Source organism: Pseudomonas anuradhapurensis (genome assembly GCF_014269225.2).
In the GTDB taxonomy this organism is placed as follows: Bacteria; Pseudomonadota; Gammaproteobacteria; order Pseudomonadales; family Pseudomonadaceae; genus Aquipseudomonas; species Aquipseudomonas anuradhapurensis.
In genome coordinates this window covers 870,599-896,835 of record NZ_CP077097.1, presented here as the reverse complement: position 1 = coordinate 896,835, position 26,237 = coordinate 870,599, and the positions used below count along the sequence as shown (strand labels likewise).

22 protein-coding genes, 2 pseudogenes and 1 riboswitch are annotated in these 26,237 nt (G+C 64.2%); of the genes and pseudogenes, 8 read left to right on the top strand and 16 right to left on the bottom strand.

The window, feature by feature from the left end:
- Nucleotides 1–93: 93 nt before the first annotated feature.
- Nucleotides 94–822 (top strand): sulfate transporter CysZ, encoded by a 729-nt coding sequence (gene cysZ, locus HU763_RS04135; protein WP_170028293.1) that lies wholly within the window; start codon nt 94–96, stop codon nt 820–822.
- A 162-nt stretch (nt 823–984) separates the two neighbouring features.
- Here cysZ and HU763_RS24980 read toward each other — a convergent pair.
- A pseudogene (locus HU763_RS24980) lies at nt 985–1,401 on the bottom strand (methyl-accepting chemotaxis protein); the annotation flags it as partial.
- Between the two features lie 171 nt (nt 1,402–1,572).
- Nucleotides 1,573–2,172 (bottom strand): annotated as a pseudogene (locus tag HU763_RS24975) (PAS domain-containing protein); the annotation flags it as partial.
- Between the two features lie 305 nt (nt 2,173–2,477).
- On the opposite strand from HU763_RS24975, the gene HU763_RS04125 reads away from it, so the two are divergent.
- Nucleotides 2,478–3,695, top strand: coding sequence for a glycosyltransferase family 4 protein (locus HU763_RS04125; RefSeq protein ID WP_186686356.1), 1,218 nt, complete (start codon nt 2,478–2,480; stop codon nt 3,693–3,695).
- A 28-nt stretch (nt 3,696–3,723) separates the two neighbouring features.
- Here HU763_RS04125 and HU763_RS04120 read toward each other — a convergent pair whose 3' ends face one another.
- Nucleotides 3,724–4,206: a glutathione peroxidase gene (locus HU763_RS04120; protein ID WP_170028290.1), complete on the bottom strand. Its 483-nt coding sequence runs from the start codon at nt 4,204–4,206 to the stop codon at nt 3,724–3,726.
- Between the two features lie 143 nt (nt 4,207–4,349).
- The gene (locus HU763_RS04115) at nt 4,350–4,835 is read right to left on the bottom strand and encodes an FKBP-type peptidyl-prolyl cis-trans isomerase (protein ID WP_170028289.1); all 486 of its coding nucleotides are present in this window, start codon (nt 4,833–4,835) and stop codon (nt 4,350–4,352) included.
- Here HU763_RS04115 and HU763_RS04110 point away from each other — a divergent pair.
- Both HU763_RS04110 and pta read left to right on the top strand, forming a co-directional pair.
- A complete protein-coding gene (locus HU763_RS04110) occupies nt 4,834–5,136 on the top strand; it encodes a DUF3565 domain-containing protein (RefSeq protein WP_186686433.1) in 303 nt (100 codons plus the stop codon). The genes HU763_RS04115 and HU763_RS04110 overlap by 2 nt on opposite strands.
- 31 nt (nt 5,137–5,167) lie before the next feature.
- Complete coding sequence (gene pta, locus HU763_RS04105; protein ID WP_186686359.1) at nt 5,168–7,255, top strand: phosphate acetyltransferase; 2,088 nt, start codon at nt 5,168–5,170, stop codon at nt 7,253–7,255.
- Nucleotides 7,256–7,291: 36 nt separating this feature from the next.
- Here pta and HU763_RS04100 read toward each other — a convergent pair whose 3' ends face one another.
- From HU763_RS04100 to HU763_RS04065, 8 genes are all read right to left on the bottom strand, one after another.
- Nucleotides 7,292–8,011 (bottom strand): YiaD family glycine zipper/OmpA-like lipoprotein, encoded by a 720-nt coding sequence (locus HU763_RS04100; protein ID WP_170028287.1) that lies wholly within the window; start codon nt 8,009–8,011, stop codon nt 7,292–7,294.
- A 108-nt stretch (nt 8,012–8,119) separates the two neighbouring features.
- The gene (locus HU763_RS04095; protein ID WP_186686434.1) at nt 8,120–8,764 is read right to left on the bottom strand and encodes an MBL fold metallo-hydrolase; all 645 of its coding nucleotides are present in this window, start codon (nt 8,762–8,764) and stop codon (nt 8,120–8,122) included.
- Between the two features lie 72 nt (nt 8,765–8,836).
- Entirely contained in the window at nt 8,837–9,529 is a 693-nt protein-coding gene (locus tag HU763_RS04090; RefSeq protein WP_170028286.1) for a sensor histidine kinase, read from the bottom strand.
- Nucleotides 9,526–11,133 (bottom strand): response regulator, encoded by a 1,608-nt coding sequence (locus tag HU763_RS04085; protein ID WP_170028285.1) that lies wholly within the window; start codon nt 11,131–11,133, stop codon nt 9,526–9,528. Before HU763_RS04085 ends, HU763_RS04090 begins: the two co-directional genes overlap by 4 nt.
- A gap of 158 nt (nt 11,134–11,291) precedes the next feature.
- Complete coding sequence (locus HU763_RS04080) at nt 11,292–14,003, bottom strand: winged helix-turn-helix domain-containing protein (protein WP_186686362.1); 2,712 nt, start codon at nt 14,001–14,003, stop codon at nt 11,292–11,294.
- 319 nt (nt 14,004–14,322) lie between these two features.
- Nucleotides 14,323–15,687, bottom strand: a complete 1,365-nt coding sequence (locus HU763_RS04075) for a DUF1329 domain-containing protein (protein ID WP_170028283.1) — start codon at nt 15,685–15,687, stop codon at nt 14,323–14,325.
- Between the two features lie 25 nt (nt 15,688–15,712).
- Entirely contained in the window at nt 15,713–17,599 is a 1,887-nt protein-coding gene (locus HU763_RS04070; protein WP_186686364.1) for a DUF1302 domain-containing protein, read from the bottom strand.
- 331 nt (nt 17,600–17,930) lie between these two features.
- The gene (locus HU763_RS04065; RefSeq protein WP_170028281.1) at nt 17,931–19,613 is read right to left on the bottom strand and encodes a fatty acid--CoA ligase; all 1,683 of its coding nucleotides are present in this window, start codon (nt 19,611–19,613) and stop codon (nt 17,931–17,933) included.
- A 237-nt stretch (nt 19,614–19,850) separates the two neighbouring features.
- Between HU763_RS04065 and HU763_RS04060 the strand changes: the two genes are divergently transcribed.
- The 3 genes from HU763_RS04060 to HU763_RS04050 all read left to right on the top strand — a co-directional run bounded on the left by HU763_RS04060 (nt 19,851) and on the right by HU763_RS04050 (nt 22,718).
- A complete protein-coding gene (locus HU763_RS04060; protein ID WP_186686366.1) occupies nt 19,851–20,816 on the top strand; it encodes a 2-hydroxyacid dehydrogenase in 966 nt (321 codons plus the stop codon).
- A gap of 52 nt (nt 20,817–20,868) precedes the next feature.
- Nucleotides 20,869–21,867 carry a class I SAM-dependent methyltransferase gene (locus HU763_RS04055; protein WP_186686368.1) on the top strand — a complete coding sequence of 333 codons (999 nt, stop codon included), beginning with the start codon at nt 20,869–20,871 and terminating at the stop codon, nt 21,865–21,867.
- A 39-nt stretch (nt 21,868–21,906) separates the two neighbouring features.
- A riboswitch (yybP-ykoY riboswitch) is annotated at nt 21,907–22,046 on the top strand.
- Nucleotides 22,047–22,136: 90 nt separating this feature from the next.
- Nucleotides 22,137–22,718 (top strand): TMEM165/GDT1 family protein, encoded by a 582-nt coding sequence (locus tag HU763_RS04050; protein ID WP_170034036.1) that lies wholly within the window; start codon nt 22,137–22,139, stop codon nt 22,716–22,718.
- Between the two features lie 124 nt (nt 22,719–22,842).
- On the opposite strand, the gene HU763_RS04045 is transcribed toward HU763_RS04050, so the two are convergent.
- The 4 genes from HU763_RS04045 to HU763_RS04030 form a co-directional block, all read right to left on the bottom strand.
- Nucleotides 22,843–23,658 (bottom strand): M48 family metallopeptidase, encoded by an 816-nt coding sequence (locus HU763_RS04045; RefSeq protein WP_170028278.1) that lies wholly within the window; start codon nt 23,656–23,658, stop codon nt 22,843–22,845.
- Between the two features lie 115 nt (nt 23,659–23,773).
- Complete coding sequence (locus HU763_RS04040; RefSeq protein ID WP_186686370.1) at nt 23,774–24,394, bottom strand: SOS response-associated peptidase; 621 nt, start codon at nt 24,392–24,394, stop codon at nt 23,774–23,776.
- 15 nt (nt 24,395–24,409) lie between these two features.
- Entirely contained in the window at nt 24,410–24,670 is a 261-nt protein-coding gene (locus tag HU763_RS04035; protein WP_170028276.1) for a putative signal transducing protein, read from the bottom strand.
- On the bottom strand, nt 24,670–24,855 hold the full coding sequence (locus HU763_RS04030) for a CPXCG motif-containing cysteine-rich protein (RefSeq protein WP_170028275.1): 186 nt from the start codon (nt 24,853–24,855) through the stop codon (nt 24,670–24,672). The genes HU763_RS04035 and HU763_RS04030 overlap by 1 nt, the downstream gene beginning before the upstream one ends.
- A 122-nt stretch (nt 24,856–24,977) precedes the next feature.
- Here HU763_RS04030 and HU763_RS04025 point away from each other — a divergent pair, with 122 nt between their 5' ends.
- Complete coding sequence (locus HU763_RS04025; RefSeq protein ID WP_170028274.1) at nt 24,978–26,147, top strand: 1-acyl-sn-glycerol-3-phosphate acyltransferase; 1,170 nt, start codon at nt 24,978–24,980, stop codon at nt 26,145–26,147.
- The last annotated feature ends 90 nt before the right edge of the window (nt 26,148–26,237 follow it).

Here is a 26,237-nt window from a genome sequence, read left to right as displayed (position 1 = left end):
TGTTACACCCCGTTTCCCTGCCGCTGCCCGCCTTTCGTCGGCGCGGCAAACTCGGTAAGGTCAGCGCGTTTACCTTCTCTGCGGAGTCTCCCGATGCAAGCCCCTGTCCTGTCTGGCCCCCAGTACCTGCGCGAAGGCCTGAAACTGGTGCTGAGCCCCAACCTGCGGTTGTTCGTGCTGCTGCCGCTGGCGGTCAACCTGCTGCTGTTCGGTGGCCTGATCTACTTCGCCGGCCACCAGTTCAGCCTGTGGGTGGATGCCCTGATGCCCACCCTGCCAAGCTGGCTGAGCTTCCTCACCTACATCCTCTGGCCGCTGTTCGTCGCCCTGGTGGTGCTGATGGTGTTCTTCACCTTCACCCTGGTGGCCAACATCATTGCCGCACCGTTCAATGGCTTCCTGGCGGAAAAGGTCGAGGTGGTGCTGCGTGGCGAAGACACCTTCCCGGCCTTCAGCTGGGCCGAGCTGGTGGCCATGGTGCCACGTACCTTCAGCCGCGAAATGCGCAAGCTGGGCTACTTCCTGCCACGGGCCATCGGCCTGTTCATCCTGTCGCTGGTCCCGGTGGTCAACGTGGTAGCTGCGCCGCTGTGGCTGATCTTCGGGGTCTGGATGATGGCCATCCAGTACATCGACTACCCGGCAGACAACAACAAGATGAGCTGGCAGGACATGCTCGCCTGGCTGCGCCAGAAGCGCTGGCAGTCGCTGGGCTTTGGCGGCATCACCTACCTGGCGCTGATGATACCGCTGGTGAACGTGCTGATGATGCCGGCAGCGGTGGCCGGCGCCACGTTGTTCTGGGTGCGGGAGCGCAACTGACGCCAAGGCTGTACGCATTCCCGGTAGGAGCGGCCTTGTGTCGCGATAGGGCCGCACAGCGGCCCCAGTCGATTGTATGCCTCAGCGCTGCAATGCCGGGGCCGTGTTGCGGCCTGTCGCGATACCGCGCCGCTTCTACAGGAACCAGGTCCGGCTTGGGTTTCACTGCCCCAACCGGCTGGAAAACTGCCCCACCACATCCACTACCCGCTTCGCCCCGTCCTGGATCTCGACAATCACCTCGCCCGTCTCATCGGCCAGCGCCAGCCCCTGCTCGGCCTGGCGCTTGCTGGTGTCGATGATGGCCACCGCCGCCTGGGCCAGCTGCTCGTTCTGCTGCACCACCCGGGCGATTTCCTCGGTGGCGGTGCTGGTGCGCGAGGCCAGCTGGCGCACTTCATCGGCAACCACGGCAAAGCCACGGCCCTGCTCACCAGCGCGGGCCGCTTCGATGGCCGCGTTGAGCGCCAGCAGGTTGGTCTGCCCGGCGATGTCGCTGATGGTCTTGATGATCGAGCCGATCACCCGCGACTGGGTGTCCAGCGCCTGGATGCCCTCGGCGGCTTCTTGCATCGAGGCTTCCAGCCCACGCATCACGCTGACCGTCTGGGTCACCACATCGGTCGCCTTGCGGGCACTGGCATCGGTGCCCAGCGAGGTGTTGAACGCCACGTCCGCCGCCTCGGCCACGGCCTGCTCCTGGTTCACCTGGTCGGTGATGACGGTGGCGAACTTGACCACCTTGTACAGTACGTCATGGGCGTCGAAGATCGGGTTGTACGAAGCCTCCAGCCAGACCACCCGGCCGTGGGCATCGATACGCTTGAAGCGGTCGGCAACGTATTCGCCACGGCGCAGCTTGTCCCAGAACGCCTGGTAGCCCGCCGAGTTGACCTCCTCCGGCTCGCAGAACATGCGGTGATGCTTGCCACGGATCTGTTCCAGGCGATAGCCGAGCGCGGACAAGAACCGATCATTGGCGGTGAGAATGGTGCCGTCGAGGGAAAATTCGATCACCGCAGTGGAACGCATCAATGCCTTGATCAGGCTCTCGTGCTCCCGAGAGGTCTCGATGGTACGCGTCAGGTCGCTGGAGTGCAGGGTGAAGTACTTGATGCGCCCCTGGCTGTCCTTGACCGGTTGCAGGATCGACCGCAGCCAGGCTTCCTGGCCATTGCCGCGCAGCAGGCGGAAGGCGCCGTTCAGGTGCTCACCGCGGCTGATCGCACTTTTCATGCGCTGGTAGAAGTCCAGTGACTTCACGTGCGCAGGGACGATTTCCTCGATGTTGCGACCAAGCAGTTGTTCGGCACGGTAGAGCATCTCGCTCTCGAAGTTGCCGTTGACCATCTCGATCCGCCCCTGAGGGTCCAGTTGCAGTACCAACATCTCGCTGTCGAGGCTGCTCTTGACCTGTTCGATGGACATCAGGTCTTCACGCAGTTGCCGGATTTCTTGCTTGAGCTTGTTGTTGAACATCACCGCTCTCCTGGAGCGCATCAGGTCGTCGAATGCTTCTGCATCGGCTGCCGGCCACAGCTTCTTGAGTGCCTTGCAAGGAAAATTCACAAACCCGGAACGTCAGCGATCAGGCGTCATGAATCCGTCACAATGCCGTCACATCGGCGCAACTCAGGGGGCGGAAACTTTTTGTCATGAATACACCCGCGCTACGTATCACGCTGGTCAGCGAAACCTTCCCACCCGAAATCAATGGCGTGGCCAACACCCTTGGCCGGCTCAGCGAAGGCTTGAGCCAACGCGGCCACAAGGTCGAAGTGGTGCGCCCACGCCAGGCCGGTGAAAGGCCGCTGCACAACGACCCGGCCCTGATGCTGTGCCGTGGCTGGCCACTGCCTGGCTACCCAGGTTTGCAGTGGGGCGAGGTGTCGATGCACAAGCTGTTGCGCCGCTGGCGTCGGCAGCGCCCGGATGTGCTGTACATCGCCACCGAGGGGCCTCTGGGGCTCAGCGCCCTGCGCGCCGCGCGGCGCCTTGGGGTGGCCGTGGTCAGCGGTTTTCATACCAATTTCCCGCAGTATTCCGGCCAGTACGGGCTGGGCCTGCTGACGCGCTTGCTCACCCATTACCTGCGCTGGTTCCATCGGCGCACGGCCACCACCCTGGTACCCAGCCTCAGCCAGCGCCTGGAGCTTGAACGCCGTGGTTTCGAGCGCCTGGCACTGCTGGCAAGGGGGGTCGATGCCGGCCTGTTCAATCCGGCACGCCGCAGCCAGGCATTGCGCGACAGCTGGGAGCTTGGCCCGGACGATATCGCCGTACTGCACGTCGGCAGGCTGGCAGTGGAAAAGAACCTGAGCTTACTGCGCCCATGCCTTGATGCGTTGCACAAGGCTTATCCGCAAAAGCGCCTGCGCCTGATCGTGGTCGGTGATGGCCCGCAGCGCAGCACCCTCGCCCAGCAGTTGCCCGATGCCGTGTTCTGCGGCGCCCAGCGCGGCGAGGTGCTGGCCGAGCACTATGCCAGCGGTGACCTGTTCCTGTTCCCGAGCCTGACCGAGACCTTTGGCAATGTGGTGCTCGAAGCCATGGCTGCGGGGTTGGCGGTGGTCGCCTATGACGAGGCGGCCGCAGCGCAGCATATTCGCCACGGGCACAGCGGTGCACTGGCCATGCCGGGCGACCAGGCGGCATTTGTCGATGCCGCCTGCTGGCTGCTGGAAGAAGCGGAAACCTTGCGCCGGGTGCGCCTGAATGCACGGCAGCATGCCAGCCGCCAGGGCTGGCCAGCGATTGTCGAGCAGTTCGAAGGGTATCTGTATAGCGCCTGCCGGCAAACCGGCGCGGCAGCTGAGCAAGCTCAAGCTGCCGCGCTCAGGGCCAAGCCAGGCTCATCGGCACCTCGGGGCTGAACCGTCGGGGCCGCAAAGCGGCCCCGGTTCAGGCGAGCGCCTTTTCGATGGCTTGCACCACCGCAGGATCATCCGGCGCCGTGCGCGGCGAGAAGCGCGCCAGCACCCGCCCGTCCTTGCCAACCAGGAACTTCTCGAAGTTCCAGGTGATGTCGCCGGGGAATTCGGCGCCCTCGCCCGCCAGCAGGCGATACAGCGAATGGCGATGTGGCCCGTTGACTTCCAGCTTGGCTCCCAGCGGGAAGCTCACCCCGTAATTGAGGCTGCAGAACTCCTGGATTTCCTTTTCACTGCCCGGCTCCTGGCCGGCAAACTGGTTGCACGGCAGGCCAAGCACATTGAAGCCCTTGTCCTTGTAGTCCTGGTAGAGATTTTCCAAAGCCTTGTATTGCGGTGTCAGGCCGCACTTGGAAGCTACGTTGACCACCAGCACCACTTGGCCCTTGAAGGGGGCGAGAGGCAGCTCCCCGCCGTTCAGCGCGTCCAGTTTCAGGTCGTGAAATGCACTCATGATGAATCCCTCTCAGGTTGCCGGTTGCCGCGCAGGCGAATTCCACCCAATAAAAAGGCGCCCGGCCAAGCCGTCCACCTCCCGAAGGAAGGCAAGTCGGCTTGCCCGAGCGCCTGGCGACTTTCTGAGCTTAGCGCAGAAAATCAGTGGTGATGGCCACCTTCACCGTGGATGTGACGGTGAGCGATTTCTTCATCGCTGGCGTCACGCACGTTGACTACCTTGACCTGGAAGGTCAGGCGCTGGCCGGCCAGCGGGTGGTTGCCGTCGACAGTGATATCGTCGCCGTCGATGTCGCGGATGGTGACGATCTGCATCTGGCCGTCCGGCGCCGAAGCGTGGAACTGCATGCCCACTTCCAGCTCGTCGACGCCTTCGAACAGGCTGCGGTTCAGGGTGCTGACCAGCTCGGCCAGGTATTCACCGTAGGCGTCTTCCGGCTCGACGGAAACGTTCAGTTCGTCACCGGCCTGCTTGCCTTCCAGGGCTTTTTCCAGGCCCGGGATGATGTTGCCGGCACCGTGCAGGTAAACCAGCGGCGCGCCACCGGCGGAGCTGTCGATGGTCTCCCCGGCGTCGTTGGTCAGGGTATAGTCGATGGAGACAGCCTTGTTGGCGGCGATCAGCATGGGGCAAGACCTTTTGCAAAAGAATGTAGAGCGCACAAGTGTAACCAAGCCATCGTCCGATTGCGACCGCGCTGCGGATGAGCAGCGGCCCATCAGTCGGATCATCGGCTTTCACCTGGACGAACAAGGCCATTGGGTGGCCGAACTGTCCTGCGGCCATACCCAGCATCTGCGCCACCAGCCGCCGTGGCAGGCGCGCCCGTGGGTGCTGGACCCGGCTCGGCGCGCGCAGCGCATCGGCCAGCCTTTCGCTTGCGGCTGGTGCGCACAGGGGGCCGATAGCGCTACCCTTGGCCGCTAATTTCTTGCACCGCTTATTTCGAGAAGCACGCATGCAGACATTTTTCATTGCGCCGACCGACTTCGGTGTCGGCCTGACCTCCATCAGCCTGGGCCTGGTGCGCACCCTGGAGCGCGCCGGCCTGAAGGTCGGCTTCTTCAAGCCGATCGCCCAGCCGCACCCGGGCGACACCGGCCCCGAGCGCTCCACCGAACTGGTCGCCCGCACCCACGGCATCAAGCCCCCAGTACCGCTGAGCCTGGCCCACGTCGAACGCATGCTCGGCGAAGGCCAGCTGGACGAACTGCTTGAGGAAATCATCCGCCTGTACCAGCAAGCCTGCATCGGCAACGACGTGGTGGTGGTCGAGGGCATGGTGCCTACCCGCCACGCCAGCTATGCGGCACGGGTCAACCTGCACCTGGCCAAGAGCCTGGATGCCGAGGTGATCCTGGTCTCGGCGCCGGAAAACGAAGTGCTCAGCGAGCTGTCTGGCCGGGTCGAATTGCAGGCGCAGCTGTTCGGTGGCCCGCGCGACCCGAAAGTGCTCGGGGTGATCCTCAACAAAGTGCGCACCGACGAGAGCATGGCGGAATTCTCCGCCCGCCTGCGTGAGCACTCGCCGCTGCTGCGCGGCAATGACTTCCGCCTGCTCGGCTGCATCCCCTACCAGCCGGAACTGAACGCCCCGCGCACCCGCGACGTGGCCGAACTGCTCGGTGCCCAGGTGCTCAACGCTGGCGACTACGAGCAGCGGCGCATGAGCAAGATCATCATCTGCGCACGCACGGTGGCCAACACGGTGCCGCTGCTGACCTCGGGCACCCTGGTGGTCACCCCGGGCGACCGCGACGACATCATCCTCGCCGTCAGCCTCGCGGCGATCAACGGCGTACCGCTGGCCGGCCTGCTGCTGACCAGCGACAGCAAGCCAGACGCGCGCATCCTCGGTCTGTGCCGTGGCGCCCTGCAGGCCGGCCTGCCGATCCTGTCGGTCAGTACCGGCTCGTACGACACCGCCAACCAGCTCAACTCGCTGAACCGTGAAATCCCGGTGGACGACCGCGAGCGCGCCGAATTCATTACCGACTTTGTCGCCAGCCACCTCGACGCCGCCTGGTTGCACCAGCGTTGTGGTACCCCGCGCGAACTGCGCCTGTCGCCGGCGGTGTTCCGCTACCAGTTGATCCAGCGGGCGCAGCAGGCCAACAAGCGCATCGTCCTGCCGGAAGGCGCCGAGCCACTGCTGGTGCAGGCTGCAGCCATCTGCCAGGCCCGTGGCATCGCCCGCTGCGTGCTGCTGGCCAGGCCAGAGGAGGTCGATGCGGTGGCCCGCGCCCAGGGCATCACCCTGCCACCGGGCCTGGAAGTTCTTGACCCGGAACTGATTCGCGGGCGCTACGTGGAGCCGATGGTCGAGCTGCGCAAGAGCAAGAATCTCAATGCGCCGATGGCCGAGCAGCAACTGGAAGACCCGGTGGTGATCGGTACCATGATGCTGGCGCTGGATGAAGTGGATGGCCTGGTATCAGGCCTGGTGCACTCGACCGCCAACACCATCCGCCCGGCCCTGCAGCTGATCAAGACTGCCCCAGGCTCGAGCCTGGTGTCGTCGGTGTTCTTCATGCTGTTCCCCGAGCAGGTGCTGGTGTACGGCGACTGCGTGATGAACCCGCACCCGAGCGCTGCCGAACTGGCCGAAATCGCCCGGCAGAGTGCCGAATCGGCGCAGGCCTTCGGCATCGCACCGCGCGTGGCGATGATCAGTTATTCAAGCGATTCGGCCAGCGATGAAGAAGTCGAGAAAGTGCGCGAAGCGACCCGCCTGGCGCAGGGGGCGGCACAGGAGCTGCTGATCGACGGGCCGTTGCAATATGACGCAGCAGCCAACCCGGCGATTGCCCGTGAACTGGCGCCAGACAGCCCGGTGGCCGGGCGTGCCACGGTGTTCGTGTTCCCCGACCTGAATACCGGCAACACCACGCACAAGGCAGTGCAGCGCAGTACCGACGGGGTCAGCCTGGGGCCCATGCTGCAGGGGCTGCGCAAGCCGGTGAACGACTTGCCGCGTGGGGCCCAGGTAGACGATATCGTGCATACCATCGCCCTGACGGCGATTCAGGCCAGCGTGGCGCGCTAAAAGCTGGGGCCGCCTTGCGGCGGCCCCAAGGGTCGATCAGGGATACTGCTGAACCTGGCCTTGCTGGTCATACTGCTGACCCGGAATCGGCTTCAGGTTCACTTCCACCCGACGGTTCTGCGCACGGCCATTGGCATCGGCGTTGCTGGCGATCGGCTGGTCCGGGCCCATGCCACGTACCGAAATACGCGAGGCATCCACACCCTGCGAGGTCAGGTAGGTGCTGACCGCCTGCGCGCGACGCTGGGACAGGTCCATGTTGTGCTGGCGGCTGCCGGTGCTGTCGGTGAAGCCGACCACCTCGATGGTGTTCTGGTTGAACTGCTTGAACGAGTTGGCCAGGTTGTTCAGCGGCGAATAGAAGCTTGGCGCGATATTCGCGGAGTCGGTGGCGAAGGTGATGTTGCCCGGCATGATCAGCTTGATCTGGTCACCCTGGCGCTGCACTTCCACGCCGGTGTTGGCCATTTGCGCGCGCAGCTCGGCTTCCTGCTTGTCGGCGTAGTAGCCATAACCGGCGGCGGCGGCACCCACGGCGGCGGCGCCGATCAGCGCACCCTTGCCGCGGTTGTTGTGGTCGATGGCGGCACCGGCAATAGCGCCGGCCAGCGCGCCCAGGCCACCGTACTTGGCGGTCTTGCTCATCCCTGTGGAGCCCTGCGCCTGACCCTGGCTGTCATACGGGTTCTGGCCGGCACAGCCGGTCATCAGGGCAGCGGCGGTTGCGACGATAATCAGACGACGCATGGTGAACATGGACAAGCTCCTACTGAATTCATGAATGCGAGAGATCGCAAACGGATCTATGCCAGCCTTGGATTGCGCAGGCAACGAAAAATTCCGTGAAAGTGCCTTCATGTGCCATCAGGCCCGCACGAAGGGGTTTTCGCGCATCTCGTCACCCAGCCGGGTATCAGGCCCATGGCCGGTCACCACGATGGCCTCTTCATCCAGCCGGTAAAGCCGCTCCCGGATCGAACGCACGATAGCCCGCTGGTCGCCGCCCCACAAATCGGTGCGGCCAATACCGCGACGGAACAGGGTGTCGCCGGCGATCAGCAGCTTGGCATCGGCAAACCAGAAACTCATCGAGCCCGGCGTGTGGCCTGGGGTATGCAGGGCCACGCCGCAGCCGCAGGCCAGCTCTTCGTCGTCATTCAGCCAGCGGTCTGGCGCAGGTACCGGGGTATATGGCACGCCGAACATCTGGCACTGCATCTCCAGGTTGTCCCACAACGCCTGGTCGTCCTTGTGCAGGTGCAGGGTGGCACCGGTCAGCGCCTTGAGCTTGCCAGAGGCCAGGAAGTGATCGAAGTGCGCGTGGGTATGGATGATGCTCACCAGCGTCAGGCCATGGGCCTGCAGGCGGGCCAGGATCTTCTCCGGGTCACCGCCCGGGTCGACGACGATGGCCTTCTTGCTCAGCGGGTCGCCAATCAGGGTGCAATTGCATTGCAAGGGGCCTACGGGGAAGGTTTCGCGAATAAGCGCTGGCGATGGACTATGCATGGGGGAATACGGCAGCTGGTTGATCGGAAGAGTTTGCATGCGTGCCCGTCCGAAATGCAAACCCTGCCAGTTTCAAGGCAAGAACAGCTTGAACAGCCCCCCGCCGAGCGCCCCGCCATTGGCGATCTCGATGCGCCCGCGCACCCCGCCGCTTTCATGTAACGCCGCGATGCGTGCGGCAAAGTAAAGGCCAAGGCCGGTACTGCCGCTGGTCGAATCGATGCCCTGGATGAATTCTTCCTGGCGTTCGAGCATGCGCTGTGGATAACCTGGCCCGTCATCGTTGACGCAGATGGCCAGCTGGTTGTCGGCTTCCTCGATGGTGATCAGCAAGGCATGCGCGGCAAAGCGAGTGGCGTTGGTGATGACGTTGGCGACCACCGAGGCCACCAGCTCGCGGTCGAAGAAGCCCAGTGGGTTGTCGGTGTCGACGCGCCAGGTGGCGAGGATGTCCTTGTGCCTGAGCACTTCCTCGTGGGCGGCCAATTGGGCTTCGATGAAGTCGTCCAGCTCGTGGTAGTCCGGGCATACCGGCAGCTGGTTGACGCCCAGTTTGTACAACCCCAACAGCTGCACCAGCATGCCGTTGAGGTGGCGAAACTCATGTTCCATCACCCCCTGCTCGGTACCACCGCGCAGTTCTTCGGGCAAACGCTCCATCCACTGGTTGTGGGCCTGGATCAGCGCCGACAGGGAATTCTTCAGGTCATGCACGGTGGAGGCGATCACCGTGGAAAAATCCAGCCCTTGATTGTCTTGATTCATGCGCCGAACACCCGAATGTGCAATTTGCGGTAACGGTCGTAACGGTTGTCGCTGGCGGGGATGCCGGCCACGCTGGTCAGGGCGTCGCGGCATTCCTGCATGATCGCTGGCTGGGGGTTCTCACCGCCGATGCGCAGCAGCGCCTGGGCGGTGTTCAGGGCGATACTGATGTTTTTCGGCTGCAAGCCCAACGCCTTGCGGAACAGCTGCAACGCCTCGCCAAGCTGCCCCTCCTGGTAACTGCGCACGCCTTGGCGATTGAGGCTGACGGCTTCGGTAATGGCATTGAGCACGCCCGGGTCGCTGGTCAGCTTGCCCACCTTTTCCATGACCTTGGGGTCATCACCGTAGCTTTCCACACAGCCCTTCAGCACACCGGCGGCGGCGGCTTCCTGGCCCATGGCCTGCAACTGTGCGGCGACGGTCAGGGCCGAATCGACCGAGAAGAACTGGTTCATCTTGTCCAGGCGCTGGATAGCCTGCTCGGTCAGTTTGGCCGCGGTTTCCGGGTCGCCGGCCTGCTGCAGGCTGGCGGCCTTCATCATGCGCGCGCGCACCTGCAACCCCTGGTCCTCGGGGTTGTCCTTGGCCACCTCGCTGAGCGTGGCGTTGATCTCGACCCGGGTGCGTGCATCCAGGCCAAAACCGGAATTCTTGTTCATCAGCGACTGCACCAGGCCAAGGTTGTTCTCGGGGTCCTTGTAGCGCGAGCTCTGGCCCTGGTTCACCGCATGGCGAAACGCCTTCGAGGCGCTCTCGAAGTCGTCGTTTTCCAATGCCAGCTTGCCCAGCGTCGACTGCCGGCGCACCGACAACGGTGACAGCCGCACGGCTTCTTCGAGCATGCTCTGCGCACGCCTGGTTTCGCCCTGGGCCACCAGCACCTCGGCCATGCCATCGTACAGGCTTGGCATGATCGGGAAGGCCTTGAGCGCCTGCTCGTACACCCCCTGGGCCTGGGCATTCTGGCCACGCTTGTGCATCAGGCTGCCCAGGGCCGCGTACACCCACGGCTGCGGGCGGCTGGCGAGGATGGCCTTGAGGAATTTCTCCAGTTCCTCGAAGCGATTGAGATTGCGCAGGGCATCGGCCCGATAGCGCAGGCACAGCGGCGCCAGGCGCGGGTCGCGCTTGCACAGCTCGGCGCAGGCAGCCAGCACTTCGGCCGGGCGATCGCGGTCCAGGGCCTGCAGGATCGGCTTCAGCAGGTTCTTGCGCTGGTACAGCTTCTCGACGCGCTGGGCCAGGCCAACCCGGTTGAACGGCTTGGTCAGGTAGGCATCGGGCTCGTGCTCGATGGCGCTGAGGACAATGGCCTGGCTGCTCTCGGCCGTGACCATGATGAATATGCACTCATGGCTGATGTGCTTGTCGAGGATCAGGTCTTCGAGCACCTGCTGGCCATTCTTCTTGCCGTCGCCCAGGTGGAAGTCCTGCAGGATCACGTCATAACGCTTCTGCGCGCACATGCGCAGCGCCTGCTCGCCGCTGTCGGCGGTGTCCACGTCACGCACACCCAGCTCGCGCAGCATGGACCGGGTCGACGTGCGAAAGTCGGTAAAGTCGTCGACGATCAGAAAGCTCTTTTGCCCGTACTGCAGCATCAACACGGCCTGCCTTGGAATAATTGAAAAATCGCGCGAAGCGATGCCACCGCTAGCTGTATCGGCAGCGGCTCGGGAAAGATGAGGGCAGCGCGTTGGCGGCCAGCAGCCCTGGCCTCGGTCATGACGCTAGCGGGCAATGCCCTGCGCAGCCAGCTTCAGGCCAGCAGCCCCAGGGTTTTGGCCTTGGCCACCGCCTGGGTACGCCGCTCTACCCCCAGCTTGCTGTTGATATGGCTGGCGTGGGTTTTTACCGTGTGCAGGGAAATGAACAGCCGCTCGCTGATCTGCTGGTTGGAACAGCCTTGGGCAATCAGCTCCAGCACCGCCAGCTCACGGCCGCTCAGCGCTTCGCCGCTGCCGCTGCAGGGCATCTGCGGCAGGCGCTTGAGCAGCTCGGCCTGCACCGGGCAAGCGGCGCTTGCCTGCAAGTGCTCGTGAAGCCACTGCGGGTGCTGCTCCAGCAACGGCTGAAACGGTTGCAGCACGCCGCCACGGGCAGCTTCCAGCAGCCTGGGCAGCAACTGGGCGGCCTGCCCTTCCCGGCCTTCGCCCAACAACAAGGCAAGCCACTGGCACAGGGCGTTGACGGCCAGCAGCATGCCGCCACTGGCCTGGCCGCGCTCGACCAGGCCGGCCAGGCGTTGCTCCGCAGCGTCGCCACGCGACTGGGTGCGCTCCAGCAGCGCCTGTTGCAAGGCAATGTGCAGCGGCAGCAACGGGTGGAATTCCGGCGCCGCCGCCGGGTGTTCGCCGCCATAGGTCTGGCCCAGGCGCAGCAGCCAGGATTCGGCCAGGTCCATGCGCCCCTGGGCCAGCCACAACTCGCATTTGACCAGGGTGATCATGGCCAGGTAGTAGACCGGCGGGACGTCCCAGATGTGCATCAGCCGCTCGGCCTCGGCCAGTTCGGCAAAGGCCTCGGCAAAATGCCCTTCGCGGCCATCCAGGGTGGCAATCACGCAGTGGCCGATGAGCACGCTGATGTCACGGCACGCCCGTGCCTCGCCCAGCCCCGCACGCAAGCGGGCACGGCCCTGGGCCGGTTGCAGGCGCGAGACCAGCAGGTAGCCTTCGTACAAGGTCAGGCGCGCGCGCACGGCATACAGGCGCTGCGCCGACAGCCCTTGCAGGCGTTGCAGCCCCTGGCGCACTTCGTCCAGTGCCCGCAGCACCTCGCCACGCGCGTGCAGGACGCGTGCGCGGTCGTAATGGGCCAGGGCCTCGAACAACGGGTTGCCGACCCGCTGCGCCAGCTCCAGGGCCTCGCGGTTCCAGCCCCGCGAGCGCCAGAAGTCGCCATCGGCAATCGCCAGGTTGGACAATGTCGACAGGCACACCAGGCGCTGGCCATAACGCTTGTTCGGCAGGCTTTGCAGGGCTTCACTGCAATAGGCCAGGGTGCGTTCGCGGTTGCCACGGCCCCGGGCGATCACACCACTGAGCGCCAGCCACTGCGCCAGCATGGACTTTTGCGCGGTCGCCGAAGGCGCCGGCAGGAAGCGGCTGAGGTAGCCTGCCAGCTCCTCGGCCGCGTCCAGTTGGCAGGCCAGGCCCAACGCCCAGCTGTACAGCACGATCAGCCGCGGCGTGCTGATCAGCAGGCTGTCGGGCAGGTCCATCTTCCAGCGCAGCAACATGCCGACGTTCTGTTCGGCCAGCAATTGTTCCTCGGACAAGCTCTGCACCAGGTTGGCGGCGACATCCAGGTGGCCGGCACGCAGGGCTTGTTCCACCGCCTCGTCCAGCAGGCCCTGGCTTTCGAACCAGCGGCAGGCGCGCAACTGCAGCGCTGCCAGCGGCTGGCTGGCCTGGCGGCTGCGCAACAGGTCGGAGAACAGGTGGTGGTAGCGAAACCAGTGGCCATGCTCGTCCAGCGGTACCAGGAACACCTGGTGCGCCTGCAGGAAGCGCAGGATCGCGGCACTGTCGTGGCGACCACGCACGGCATCGCACAACGGGGCGCAGAAGCGCTCCTGGCAGGCGGTGTCGTAGAGGAAGGCCTGCACGTCGGCCGGTAGCCTGTCGATGACTTCTTCCAGCAGGTAATCGCGGATCAAGCCTTCGCCGCCATGCAAAGCCTGGGGCAAGGCCTGCTCGTCAGCGGACTCGCTGGCCGCCAGCTGCCAGAAGCGCAACCCGGCCACCCAGCCGTCGCTGCGCTGGATCAGGTTGTCCAGCGCCTGGCCACGCAGGCCGGTGGGTTGGCGGCCGATCACCGCCAGTGACTCTTCGGCGGTCAGCCGCAGGTCCTGCTCATTGAGTTCGACCAGCTGCCGCGACAGGCGCAGGCGCGCCAGGTGCCAGTCCGGGCGCTGGCGGCTGGTGACCAGCAGCACCAGGCCGGGCGGCAGGTGATTGAGAAAGAACTGCAGGCAACGGTCGAGCACCGGCCCTTGGGCCAGGTGATAGTCATCCAGCACCAGCAACAGCGGCGTATCGGTTTGCAGGTACTGCGCCAGCTCGTCGAGCAGGCCATCGAGCCATTCCTCGAAGGCGAATGGCTGGTGGCGCTGGCGCATTTTCAGCAGGCCCATGGCCTGGCCGCCCAGCGCTGGGCAATACTGCTGCAGGCCTTCGAGCAGGCGCTCGAGGAAGCGGCCAGGGTCGGCATCGCGCTGGCTCAGGCCCAGCCACAGGCTGCGCCAGTGTTCGGGTAGCGCTTCGCAAAATTCGATGGCCAGCGAGCTTTTGCCGAACCCTGCGGGGGCGTTGACCAGCAGCAGCCGCCCGCCGAGGCCGGCCTGCAGCCGCTGGCACAGGCGCAGGCGCGGGACATGGCCGTCCGGCAAGGGCGGCCGGAAGAAACGCCCGTCCAGCAGGCCCAGGGCCTGGCTGGTGAATCCATGCGTACGGGACAGATCTGTCATGGCCGGCTCGTTCTGGTTGGAAGACTACGGCGATATGGATGCCTGCGAGACTAGCGGGTAACGCTGCGTATTTGAAGATGATGGGCGCCACCGGGCCGGAAAAGACTACGACAAAAAGCAACAAGGCTGATGGACAGGAGCTGGAGCGGGGGTTTGGAGAGATATTCAGCAGGTTTATCGGCTGTTCCGGGCGCTTCGCGGGTAAACCCGCTGCCACCTGAACTGCGCTATCCCGGTAGCAGCGGGCTTACCCGCGAAGCGCGCGGAACAGGCAAATGGAAACGCCCCGGCAAGCCGGGGCGTTCTGGGGCTGCACAACCTAGCGAATGCCCGACTGGCGCAGTGCCGCAGGCTGGAAATCCGCCTTGCTGGCGCTGAAGCCGAAGTCGTAGGCGCGCTTCTCTTCGTTCTTCATGCCCAGGGCCAGGTAACGGCCCGACTGCAGGTCGTAGATCGCCTCCAGGGTGTACCACGGCACTTCCACGTTGTAGTACGGCTGGGCATGTGCCTCGGACACCCGCCACAGCTGGCCACGGCCGTCATACTGGTCGATCACCGCTGCCTGCCAGGTGTCTTCGTCGATGTAGAAGTCACGCTTGGCGTAGATGTGCCGCTGGCCCGGCTTCAAGGTGGCGACCACGTGCCACACACGGCGCAACTCGTAACGGGTCAGGTCCTGGTTGATGTGGCCGGCCTTGATGATGTCGGTGTACTTGAGCTTGGGGTCGTCGAGCTTGAAGGCGTTGGAAGCGATATACAGCTCCTTCTTGCCTTCGAGCTTCCAGTCATAGCGGTCCGGGGCGCCGTTGAACATGTCCAGGTTGTCCGAGGTGCGCAGGCCGTCGGCGGCGGTACCCGGGCCGTCATACGACACTTGCGGGGCCTGGCGCACGCGGCGCTGGCCAGCGTTGTAGATCCACGCCTTGCGCGGTTCCTTCACCTGGTCGAGGGTTTCGTGTACCAGCAGCACGGTACCGGCCAGGCGCGCAGGCGCGGTCACTTCCTGCTTGAAGTAGAACAGGATGTTGCCCGGGTTGTTCGGGTCGTAGTCCTTCATCTTGTCGCGGAAGACGAACTGGTCGGAAAAGTACACAGGGTTGAAAGACCCGTTCTGCTGCGGCGTGGCCTGGGTCACCAGGCGGCTGACGCTGCCGCCGCGGTAGCGGGTGATATGGTTCCAGATCACTTCCAGGCCGCTTTTCGGGACTGGGAACGGTACGGCGGTGCGGAAGTTGCTCAGGCCGTTGCCGCCTTCGACCAGGGTGGTCTTGGTGGCGTTTTCCTTGATGGCGGCGAACACATCGGCCGGTACCGTGGCACCGCGATGGGTCTTGTATACCGGAAGCTTGAAGGTGTCCGGGTAGCGCTTGAGCATGGCCAGCTGGCCCGGCGACAGCTTGTCCTTGTACTGCTCGGCATTCTGCGCGGTGATGGTGAACAGCGGTTTTTCACTGCCGTACGGGTCGGACAGGAAGCCCTTGCCGTCGGCGCTGCCGGCGCTCTTCGCCAGCGGCTCCCATGGGCCGATCGAGCCATCGGCGTTACCGGCCTTTTCGGCCCCCATCGGGGTCAGGGTACTGCCCAGCTTGGCTGCCTCGTCGGCGGATACCGCAGCCATGACGCTGGTGGCCAGCAGGGACAGGCCCAGTACACCGGCCTGCAGCAGACTTCTGGTCTTGTTCATGTCGTGTCGTCCTGGATCTGTGTGCTTAGAAGTTCACGCCGAAGCTGAGCGCGACGAAGTCACGGTCATCCACGGTGGTGTACTTGCCATCGAAGAAGTTGGTGTACGACAGGCTTGCCGTGTAGGTGTTCTGGTACTCGGCGTCGAGTCCCAGGCTGACCGCCTTGCGGCCTTCCTCGAAGTTGGCGCCCGGGCCTGGCGAGTAGCCGGAGACGTCATGCGACCAGGCCACGCTGGGTTTCAGGTTGACCCCGGCGAAAACGTCGTTGTAGTCCCAGATGACCCGAGCGCGGTAACCCCAGGAAGTACTGGTGGTAAAGCCATCGTTCTCGCAGTTGCGCGACAGGTTGGCGGTAGAGGCCCCAGCGCCTGCGCCCGCGATGGTGCTGGCATTGAGCGCCTGGCAAGTATTGGCACCGCCCGTGGATGGCAACGGGCCGGGGCCGAATACAGGGTCACGACCGTAACGGGTATCGTGTGCGCTCTCCAGGCCGCCGACATGAGTGACACCCACCTCACCGACCACCGTCATGCGGCTGGCGCCCATCACCTGGTCGAAGAAGTGCGTCAGGGTGGTCTGGAACTGCGTGATTTCCTTGCGGCGGTAGCCGTGCAGGTCCTGCCCTGGCGTACCGCTCAGCAACGATGCATTGCTCAACGCGCCGCCAATCGGACGCACCCCGGCGAACAGGATATCCGTGGTATTGAGCTGCACGGGTGCGTTGGGGCGATAGCTGAGTTCGCCGCTCCAGGCGGTCCCGGTGGGCAAGGTGGTGGAGAAGCTCAAGCCATAAAGGCGAATATCTTCGGGATACTCGACGAAGTACTCGGAATTGCCAGCCACGATCAGCGGTGCCAGCGCACGCAGTTGTGCAGGCAGGGCGCTCAACCCGCCAAACACGGAAGGCGGTGCGCCTGTGGCGCTGAAGATTGGCGCACGGCTGTGGTAGTTCATGAAATAAGCGCCGAATTCAGTATCCAGCGGCTCGAACATGTAACGCATCGCTACGCCGAACTGGCCGCTGTCGCGCGCATCACGATCAGCGCCACGGCGTACCATCACCCCCTCTTCGTTGATGTTCACGCCCCGGCTGGCCAGGAACTGCTGCGCCGCGCCCGGCACCGTGCGGCTGCTGTTGAGCACGCGCAGGTTGTCGGTACAGCCGTCGGCAATGATGTCCGGCTGGGAGAAGAAGGTGCCGCAGTTGTCGACGACCGTCTGGTCCCACTCGATCTGGTAGAAGGCCTCGGCCGACAGGTTGTCGGTCAGGCTCTGCGAGACGTAGAACATGTTGACCGGAATCAGGCCTTCCTTGATCTCGGCCCCCGGGCGGCGGAACGCCGACACGTCGATCGGGTTGATCGAGTTGATACCGCCACCGATGAAGGTACTTTCACCCCAGCTCACCACCTGCTTGCCCAGGCGCACCGAGCCTGGCTGATCGCCGATGGAATAGTTGTGGTAGACGAAGGCATCGAGCAGCTCCGCGCCGGACGACTTGGCGCCTTCCTTGCGGTTGGAGTCGCTGATGTCCTTGAATTCGCGGCCTTCGTCTTTCAGTTCGAAGTCGTACCAGTACTTGCCCCGCACGAATACGCCAGTGTCGCCGTACTTGAGCTCCAGGTCATGGATGCCCTTGAAGATCTTGGAGAAGGTTTCGCCCTTCTTGAAGTTCAGGTGGCCATCGTCCGATGTCTGCGACAGGCCCTTGCCGCCGTTGTTCACCCCGATCAGGTTCTTGTTGGGGTTGGCCGTCGACCAGCTGGCGCCGATGGAGAGCGACGAGTCGAACTGGCCTTCGATTTCACCAATGTTGAAACTGACAGCGAAAGCAGGACTTGCGAGCGTGGAAGCAAGGCTGACGGCCAAGGGCAACTTGGCCCGGCGCCAGAACGGGTTTGCAGATTTCATCGACGCTACTCCATGTACTTTTTTTGTTATGGCAGTGAGTCCTTTCAAGAACGGCCCGAGCGACCGGTTTGCAGGCTTGCGCCCGCGACGACATGGCTTGCGCATGTCGCCACCCCCATTCCTGAAAATCCCCTGGCCCCGACTATAGCCAGCAAGGCACAGGCGCTTGATCCCTCTAAAGTGTGATTTGCGCTCCGTGCTGCCAACGCGCTGCCGTGTGCTGTCGGTGGCGCGCTGGCGGTGCTAAAGGATGGCGTATTTTCGCCGTTTGGCAAGGTTGGAGCGCTCTAGAATGCGGGTCGCATGCTGTGCAAGGCGACCCGCAGGGCGGTTACAGGGTGGAAAGGAAGGCGCTGTTGCTGGCCTGCCACTGGACGATGTCCTGGCGGATGCGTTTCTTGTCGAGCTTGCCGACGCTGGTCTTGGGAATTTCAGTAACAATGGCGATCTGGCTTGGAATCGCCCATTTGTTGATATGCCCTTGCTCGACAAAGGGCTTGAGGTGCTCCTTGAGTGCCTTGGCGTCGATGGCCTGGCCTTCGCGCACCACCAGCAGGGCAAACGGGCGCTCGCCCCATTGCGGGTCGGCCACCCCCACCACGGCCACTTCGCGCACCGCCGGGTGGCGGCTGACCAGGTCCTCCAGATCAAGCGAGGAGATCCACTCGCCACCGGTCTTGATCACATCCTTGATGCGGTCGCGGATGTCGATGTAGCCCATGCCGTCCAGGGTCGCGACATCACCGGTGTGCAGCCAGCCCCCCTGCCACAGCTCCTCGCTCTTCTCCGGCTCCTTGAAATAGCCCAGGGTCAGCCAAGGTGCACGCAACACCAGCTCGCCCTGGGTTTCGCCGTCGGCAGGCAGGAAGTTGCCGTCACCGTCGACGATCGCCGCTTCCACCAACGGTACCGGCACGCCGGCCTTGATGCGGTAGGTGACGCGCTCATCGTCGCTGCCGGCCTGCAGCTCGTCGTTCAGGTGGGCGGCGGAAATCAGCGGGCAGGTTTCCGACATGCCATACGCCGCAGTCAGCTGGATGCCACGCGCCAGGGCGGCCTGGTACAGCGAACGGTTGAGCGCGCTGCCGCCAATGATGATCTTCCAGCCGCCAAAACTCTGCCCTTGGGCGGTCGGGCAGTTGAGCAGCATCTGCAGGATGGTCGGCACGCAATGGGAGAACGTGACCTTTTCCTCGCGCCACAGCTTGACCAGCATCTCCGGCTCGTAGCGCCCCGGGTACACCTGCTTCATGCCGAGCATGGTGGCAACGTAGGGGATGCCCCAGGCGTGCACGTGGAACATCGGGGTGATCGGCATGTACACGTCGTCGCTGCCCATCAACCGCACGCTGTCGATGCTGCCGGTCACCGAAGCTTCGGCCAGGGTATGCAGCACCAGTTGCCGGTGAGTGAAGTACACACCCTTGGGGTTACCGGTGGTGCCGGTGGTGTAGAAGGTGGTGGCCACCGAATCTTCGTCGAAATCCGGGAAGGCGTAGTGCGGGCTGGCAGCGGCCAGCAGTTGCTCGTATTCGCCGACCAGCCCGGGCAGCTCGGCGGTCTTGTCCGGGCCATCGGTCAGCAGCAGGGTCTTGTCGACAGTGGTCAATTGCCCGGCAATGGCCTGGTACAGGCCGACGAAGTCGCTGTTGACCAGCACCACGCGGTCTTCGGCGTGGTTCATGGTGTAGAGGATCTGCTCGGGCGACAGGCGCACGTTGATGGTGTGCACCACCGCACCGATCATCGGGATGGCGAACATGCATTCCAGGTAGCGGTGGCTGTCCCAGTCCATCACGGCCACGGTGTCACCCGCCTTCACGCCCGCCTCGGTCAGCACGTTGGCCAGGCGCGCAATGCGCTCGTTGAGCTGAGGATAGGTCAGCCGCAACTGGTCGCGGTAGACGATTTCACGGGTCTTTTCATAGCGGCTGCCAGACATCAGCAGGCGTTTGATCAGCAGCGGGTAGGCGTAGGCGCCCTCGGCGGGCTTGATGATGCGGGTCTGCAACATGGGTATCCCTTTCTGGAAAAGGCGGGCCGGACAACTCTGGCAACTACTGTAGTCCGCCAATGTGACGGCCAAATCAGCCGAAGGAATGATTTGTGCGCCAAAGGTATGAGTGAGGGGCGTTGACGGGCGGTAACCGCGGGCTAGACACTGCGCTGACAGCTTCAGGATTTGTGCTGGATCTGCAGGCCCTTTCGCGGGCCACAACACCGATACCCCTGCCCTGCACCGGAGAGCCCCATGCCCAGCCCGCGTCGTGCCGTGTTTCTCGATCACCAGTCCCTGGACCTGGGCGATCTCGACCTCTCGCCCCTGAAGCAACAGTTCGACGAATTCGAGCTCTACGCCGCAACCCGCCCGGACCAGGTCGCCGAACGCCTGCAGGGCGCAGTGGCGGTAATCAGCAACAAGGTCGTGCTCGACGCCGCGGCGCTAGTCGCCAATCCGCAGCTGAAGCTGATCCTGATTGCCGCCACCGGCACCAACAATGTCGACCTGGCGGCGGCCCGTGCCCAGGGCATCACCGTCTGCAACTGCCAGGGCTACGGCACCCCGTCTGTGGCCCAGCACACCCTCGCCCTGCTGCTGGCCCTGGCCACCCGCCTGTGCGACTACAACCAGGCAGTAGCCGCCGGCCGCTGGGCCGAGGCCAGCCAGTTCTGCCTGCTGGACTTCCCTATCGTCGAACTGGAAGGCAAGACCCTCGGCCTGCTCGGCCACGGCGAGCTGGGTGGCGCGGTGGCACGGCTGGCCGAAGCCTTTGGCATGCGCGTGCTGAGCGGGCAGATCCCCGGCCGCCCGGAACGCCCCGACCGGCTGCCGCTGGACGAGCTGCTGCCACAGGTCGACGCCCTGAGCCTGCACTGCCCGCTGAACGAGCACACCCGGCACATGCTCGGCGCCCGCGAACTGGCGATGCTCAAGCCCAATGCACTGGTGGTCAACACCGCTCGCGGTGGCCTGATCGACGAGCAGGCGCTGGCCGACGCCCTGCGCAGCGGCCACCTCGGCGGCGTCGCCACCGACGTGCTGAGCGTGGAGCCGCCGGTCAACGGCAATCCGTTGCTTGAACCCGGTATTCCGCGCCTGATCATCACCCCGCACAGTGCCTGGGGCGCAGTGGAGTCGCGCCAGCGCATCGTCGGCCAGCTGAGCGAGAACGCCCAGGCCTTCTTCGCCGGGCAACCGCGCCGCGTGGTCAGCTGAGCGCGGCGCCCGGCTCTGCTACACTGCGCCACTTTTTCAGGAGGCGTCGTCCATGGACCCGCGCAGTGAAGTGTTGCTCCGCCAGGCAGAGCTGTTCCAGGGGCCGCTGCTGCTCGCCGGTGCCCCCGCCGACGGCCTGCTCGGCCAGTTGCCCCAGGCCCAGGCCTGGACCTGGCATGCCGGCGATCAGGGCATCCTCGAAAGCCGTTACGCCGGCCGCAGCCACTACGGGGTCGAGCCGCCACAGGTGGCGTTCGACAGTGCCGTGCTGTTCCTGCCCAAGTCCCGCGAATTGGCAGCCTACCTGCTCAATGCCCTGGCCGCGCGCCTGGGCGGCCGCGAGCTGTACCTGGTCGGCGAGAAACGTGGCGGCATCGAAGGCGCAGCCAGGCAACTGCAGGCGTTCGGCAAACCACGCAAACTCGACAGCGCCCGCCATTGCCAGCTGTGGCAAGTGAGCATCGACCAGGCACCAGAAGCCAAACCCCTGGAAAGCCTGGCCGAACGTTTTGAACTCGCCCTGGAAGACGGCCCGTTGCACGTGGTCAGCCTGCCCGGGGTGTTCAGCCATGGTCGCCTCGATCGCGGTACAGCCCTGCTGCTCAAGCACCTCGATAACCTGCCAAGCGGGCATGTGCTGGACTTCGGCTGCGGCGCCGGGGTGCTCGGCGCCACGGTGAAACGCCGTTATCCGCAAAGCCGCGTGACCCTGCTCGACGTGGATGCCTTCGCCGTGGCCGCCAGCCGCCTGACCTTGGCGGCCAACGGCCTGGAAGGCGAAGTGATCAGCGGCGACGGCATCGACGCGGCCCCTACCGAACTGAGCCTGATCCTGAGCAACCCGCCATTCCACACCGGGGTCCACACCAACTACCAGGCATCGGAAAACTTGCTGAAAAAATCGGCAATTCATCTGCGAAAAGGTGGCGAAATGCGCCTGGTGGCCAACAGCTTCCTGCGCTACCAGCCGCTGATCGAAGGCGCGCTGGGCAACTGCCGGGTGCGCGACGAAGCCGATGGCTTCCGCATCTACCAGGCAACACACGGATAAAAACAGCGCTTGCCGAAAGCGTTTTGCCTAGGCAGAATCCGCACCGTCCTAGGGGAGTAGTCTCCCGCGAGCGCCCAGCTCGCCCGGTACGCGTCAACATACTTGGCCCACAGGCCATGGCGCGTGCGACCCACCATGCAGGCTGCATGGCGAGATCCGCATAGACGGATCCAGGGTTTGACAAGACCTATGACACGCACACCTTACCCGGGGCGGGGAGGCTGTACGTGTCATAGCCGTGTCGACCCGCCCCCGTAGGAATCCTGATGCTGGAATCTCTGTTGGTCCCCACCGCAATCGTTGCGCTCGCCGAAATTGGCGACAAGACGCAACTGCTCGCGCTCATTCTCGCGGCCCGCTTCCGCAAGCCATGGCCGATCATCGCCGGCATCATCGCGGCGACCCTGGCCAACCATGCCGCAGCCGGTGCCGTGGGGGCATGGGTCGGCAGTTTCTTCAGCGCTGCGGCGCTGCACTGGGTGCTGGCCGCGAGCTTCACCGCCACGGCGCTGTGGACCCTGGTGCCGGACAAGATGGATGACGACGAGAGCCCGGCGCGCCGCTTCGGGCCGTTCCTGACGACGCTGATCGCGTTCTTCCTGGCGGAAATCGGGGACAAGACCCAGGTCGCCACGGTGATGCTGGCGGCTCAGTATCCGCACCTGATCATGGTCATCATCGGCACCACCCTGGGCATGCTGATTGCCAACGTACCGGTGGTCCTGGCAGGTAACTTCGCAGCAGACAAACTGCCGCTGACGCTGATTCGTCGCCTGGCAGCGACAGCGTTCTTCGTGCTGGCGATCGTGGCCGTCTACTCGGCGATGAAGGCCAGTGGCTGGGTCGGGTAACCCGCAAGGCGCGGCTGCTGCGTAGCCCATCGCGACACAAGGCCGCGCCTACAAGCAGTACGCGCCTGCTGTACGAGCGGCCTTGTGTCGCGACAGGGCCGCGAAGCGGCCCCATGACCAGCAATTACTTCTTGGCCGCCTGATACAGCGGCATCACCTTCGGAATCGCCGCCTGCAACGAAGCGATACGGCTCGACGACGCCGGGTGGGTGCTCATGAACTCGGGCGGCGCACCTTCGGAAGCCTTGGTCATCTTGTTCCACAGGGTGATCGCGGCATTCGGGTCGTAACCGGCACGTGCCGAGAGTTCCAGGCCAATCAGGTCGGCCTCGTTCTCGTTGGCCCGGCTGTTGGGCAGGGTCATGGCATAGTTCACCACCGTGTCGGCCAGGGCCATGCTGCTCTGGCCCAGGCCGAAGATGGCACCGGCACCCTGGCGGGCCATTTCCACGCCGTACGCCTTGGACATCGCCTCGCGGCTGTGCTCACGCAAGGCGTGGGCGATCTCGTGGCCGACCACCGCGGCGATTTCCGCATCGGTGAGCTTGAGCTGGTCGATCAGCCCGGTATAGACGATGATCTTGCCACCCGGGCCGCAGTTGGCGTTGAGCTCGTCGCTCTTGATCACGTTGACCTGCCAGTCCCACTGCGCGGCATCCGGGCGGAACTTGGGGGCCTGGGCGATCAGGCGGTCGGCGATGGCCTGCACGCGCTTGGCATCGCTGCTGGACTTGTCGAGCACGCCTTTGCTGGACGCCTCGCCGAGGGTCTGCTGGTACGACTGGGCGTACATCTGGTTGACCTCATCGGCCGACAGCATGCTGAACATGTATTGCTGGCGTTCGACGCCGACAGCACCGCCGCTGGTGGTATTCACCGCCTGGCAGCCAGCTAGCAGGATGCCAGCACTCAACAGGCTGACGACAAAAGACTTACGCATGAAAACACTCCCTTTACTACATGCGCCGTATCCTAGGCTGACTGGCCCGTGGGCCGCCATAGCCGTAGATAAGATTTCACACTGAAGCCAGACAACCTCGGGTGCACACCGGCCATCAGGCCGGGGTCAGGCACTCCGGGGCGTCCAGCTTCGGGTCATTGACAAAGTTGGCCAACGCCCGTTCACGCAACTGTGCCGACGGGCTGGCCAGCAGCTCGTGCAGGCGCGTCAGCGGCGTGTCCGGGTCAAGCCAGGCCGCCTGCCCTGCTTCGTCCAGGATCAGCGGCCGGCGCTGGTTCATTGCCGCCTGGGTCACCACTGCACAGCTCAGCCACACCTGGTCTTGCACGGGGTAAGCCTCCCACACGGCGGCGAAGTATAGCGATGCGCCCTCCCCTGGGGTCAACCAATACGGGCGCTTGCGCACATTGCCACGCCATTCGTAGAAACCGTTGGCCGGCATCAGGCAGCGCCGCTGGCGGAACGCATCACGAAACATCGGCTGTTCGGCCAAGGTCTCGGCACGGGCATGGGCGGGGGTGCGGGACAGGTCGGTGAGCCAGGCCGGGGTCAGCCCCCAGCGCGCCTTGGCCAGTTGCAACTGGCCGTCCAACTGGCGCTGGATCAGCACCGAAGCCCCGGGCGAGATGTTCCATTGGGCCGGTTGCCCGGCAGGAAAGCCCGGTAGGCAGACCAGCGCCTGGGGCCAGCGAAACAGCGCGTAACGTCCACACATGGGCGAATTCAGAACCTAACAGATCAAGGTACCGGGGAAACTCTCCGGTTCGTCGCCAACCAGTGGCTGGGCGTCATTGTACGCATCGATCAGCTGTCGTGCGTATTCGGCCTGCTCATCAGCCACGGCCAGCCCCAGCAGGCCTTGCAGCGGCAGCTCGCCGGCAGCACCGACCAGGTCACGGCCAACCACGTGCACCACGACCCCTTCGCTGGCAAGCATACCCGCCAGCATTTCCGCCTCGAGCAGGCTTTCCGGTTCGTAGATGCGCTGCATCAAGTGTCATCCTCACGGCGGACTTCGAGCAGCCATTCGTCACCATGCACCTGCAGAATGCACACCACAGGCTGGCAACACACCTGGCAATCCTCGGTATAGACCTGGTCGCCAGCAGACAGATCGACGGTAGTTTCCACCCGTTCGCCACAATAAGGGCAATCGTAGAAGTCGGTTTCCAGCATCGCGGTCTCCGCAGTGACTTATGCGTATAATTGCCGGTCTGTTTACAGGGCCTGCGTGCGTCCGAGCCGTTTTTCGGAGCCCGTCCCTACCTTATTACCCTAGCCGTTTCCAACAAGAGAGCATGATGGGCGAATTCGATGCCATCCGACCGTACGACGACGCTGAGGTCCCTGCCGTTCTGGCACGCCTGCTCAGCGACCCGGCATTCCTCGATATCCTCACCCACTTCCGCTTCCCGCGTGCCGCCGGCGCCCTGGGCTGGTTGCTCAAGCCGCTGATCGCCCGCCGCCTGCGCAAGGAATTCGCCGGCGTTACCTGTGTCTCGACCTTGCAGGACAAAGTCGAGTACTACGTCGACCAGACCATCGATCGCGCCACCGACGGCGTTACCTATTCTGGCGTCGAGCAGCTCAAGGCCGGCACGGCCTACCTGTTCCTGGCCAACCACCGTGACATCGTCATGGACCCGGCCTTCGTCAACTATGCGGTGTACCACGCCGGCCTGCCCACGCCGCGCATCGCCATTGGTGACAACCTGCTGCAAAAACCCTTTGTCAGCGACATGATGCGCCTGAACAAGAGCTTCATCGTGCACCGCTCGATCAGTGGGCGGCGCGAGAAGCTGGCCGCCTACCAGCTGCTTTCGGCGTACATCAACCACTCGATCCGCAACGACGTTACCTCGATCTGGATCGCCCAGGCCGAAGGCCGCGCCAAGGATGGTGACGATCGCACCGATTCGGCGATCCTCAAGATGTTCCACATGAGCCGCAAGGACGAAGCGTTCGGCGCGGTGATCCAGAGCCTGAACCTGACGCCGGTGTCGATCAGCTACGAATACGACCCATGCGACCAGGCCAAGGCCCGCGAGCTGTACATCCGCGCTACCACCGGCACCTACAAGAAGGCGCCGGGCGAGGACGACAACAGCATTGCCAAGGGCATTACCGGCTACAAAGGCCGGGTACATATCAACTTCGCCCCACCGGTGACCGAGTACTACGAGGACACCAAGCAACTGGCTGCCGAAATCGACCGTCAGATCCTCGGTGGCTACCGGCTGTTCCCGGTCCATTACCTGGCGTATGCGATGTGGGACGGCAAGGATGAGTCCTTGCAGGTGCCGAGTGCGGAAAAGGTATTCCCGGCTGATGAGCTGGCCCGGGCCAGGGAGGAATGGCAACGCCGCCTGGAGGCCTGCCCTGAGGAGCAGCGGCCGTATCTGGTGCTGCAATATGCAACGCCGGTGCGTAACCAGTATCAGGTCAGGCAGCAGGCATCGGTCGCCTGAAGGAACGCCGGCGCTGCTTTGCAGCCCATCGCAGGCAAGCCAGCTGCCACAGCGGCCGAGCTTGCCTGCGATGGGCGCAAGGCGGTGTCG

What these genes read in the sequence shown, in the direction of transcription:
- cysZ (WP_170028293.1), top strand. Translation starts at nt 94, where the DNA reads ATGCAAGCCCCTGTCCTGTCTGGCCCCCAGTACCTGCGCGAAGGCCTG.
- HU763_RS04125 (WP_186686356.1), top strand. Translation starts at nt 2,478, where the DNA reads ATGAATACACCCGCGCTACGTATCACGCTGGTCAGCGAAACCTTCCCA.
- HU763_RS04120 (WP_170028290.1), bottom strand. Translation starts at nt 4,206, where the DNA reads ATGAGTGCATTTCACGACCTGAAACTGGACGCGCTGAACGGCGGGGAG.
- HU763_RS04110 (WP_186686433.1), top strand. Translation starts at nt 4,834, where the DNA reads ATGGGGCAAGACCTTTTGCAAAAGAATGTAGAGCGCACAAGTGTAACC.
- HU763_RS04115 (WP_170028289.1), bottom strand. Translation starts at nt 4,835, where the DNA reads ATGCTGATCGCCGCCAACAAGGCTGTCTCCATCGACTATACCCTGACC.
- pta (WP_186686359.1), top strand. Translation starts at nt 5,168, where the DNA reads ATGCAGACATTTTTCATTGCGCCGACCGACTTCGGTGTCGGCCTGACC.
- HU763_RS04100 (WP_170028287.1), bottom strand. Translation starts at nt 8,011, where the DNA reads ATGTTCACCATGCGTCGTCTGATTATCGTCGCAACCGCCGCTGCCCTG.
- HU763_RS04095 (WP_186686434.1), bottom strand. Translation starts at nt 8,764, where the DNA reads ATGCATAGTCCATCGCCAGCGCTTATTCGCGAAACCTTCCCCGTAGGC.
- HU763_RS04090 (WP_170028286.1), bottom strand. Translation starts at nt 9,529, where the DNA reads ATGAATCAAGACAATCAAGGGCTGGATTTTTCCACGGTGATCGCCTCC.
- HU763_RS04085 (WP_170028285.1), bottom strand. Translation starts at nt 11,133, where the DNA reads ATGCTGCAGTACGGGCAAAAGAGCTTTCTGATCGTCGACGACTTTACC.
- HU763_RS04080 (WP_186686362.1), bottom strand. Translation starts at nt 14,003, where the DNA reads ATGACAGATCTGTCCCGTACGCATGGATTCACCAGCCAGGCCCTGGGC.
- HU763_RS04075 (WP_170028283.1), bottom strand. Translation starts at nt 15,687, where the DNA reads ATGAACAAGACCAGAAGTCTGCTGCAGGCCGGTGTACTGGGCCTGTCC.
- HU763_RS04070 (WP_186686364.1), bottom strand. Translation starts at nt 17,599, where the DNA reads ATGAAATCTGCAAACCCGTTCTGGCGCCGGGCCAAGTTGCCCTTGGCC.
- HU763_RS04065 (WP_170028281.1), bottom strand. Translation starts at nt 19,613, where the DNA reads ATGTTGCAGACCCGCATCATCAAGCCCGCCGAGGGCGCCTACGCCTAC.
- HU763_RS04060 (WP_186686366.1), top strand. Translation starts at nt 19,851, where the DNA reads ATGCCCAGCCCGCGTCGTGCCGTGTTTCTCGATCACCAGTCCCTGGAC.
- HU763_RS04055 (WP_186686368.1), top strand. Translation starts at nt 20,869, where the DNA reads ATGGACCCGCGCAGTGAAGTGTTGCTCCGCCAGGCAGAGCTGTTCCAG.
- HU763_RS04045 (WP_170028278.1), bottom strand. Translation starts at nt 23,658, where the DNA reads ATGCGTAAGTCTTTTGTCGTCAGCCTGTTGAGTGCTGGCATCCTGCTA.
- HU763_RS04040 (WP_186686370.1), bottom strand. Translation starts at nt 24,394, where the DNA reads ATGTGTGGACGTTACGCGCTGTTTCGCTGGCCCCAGGCGCTGGTCTGC.
- HU763_RS04035 (WP_170028276.1), bottom strand. Translation starts at nt 24,670, where the DNA reads ATGCAGCGCATCTACGAACCGGAAAGCCTGCTCGAGGCGGAAATGCTG.
- HU763_RS04030 (WP_170028275.1), bottom strand. Translation starts at nt 24,855, where the DNA reads ATGCTGGAAACCGACTTCTACGATTGCCCTTATTGTGGCGAACGGGTG.
- HU763_RS04025 (WP_170028274.1), top strand. Translation starts at nt 24,978, where the DNA reads ATGATGGGCGAATTCGATGCCATCCGACCGTACGACGACGCTGAGGTC.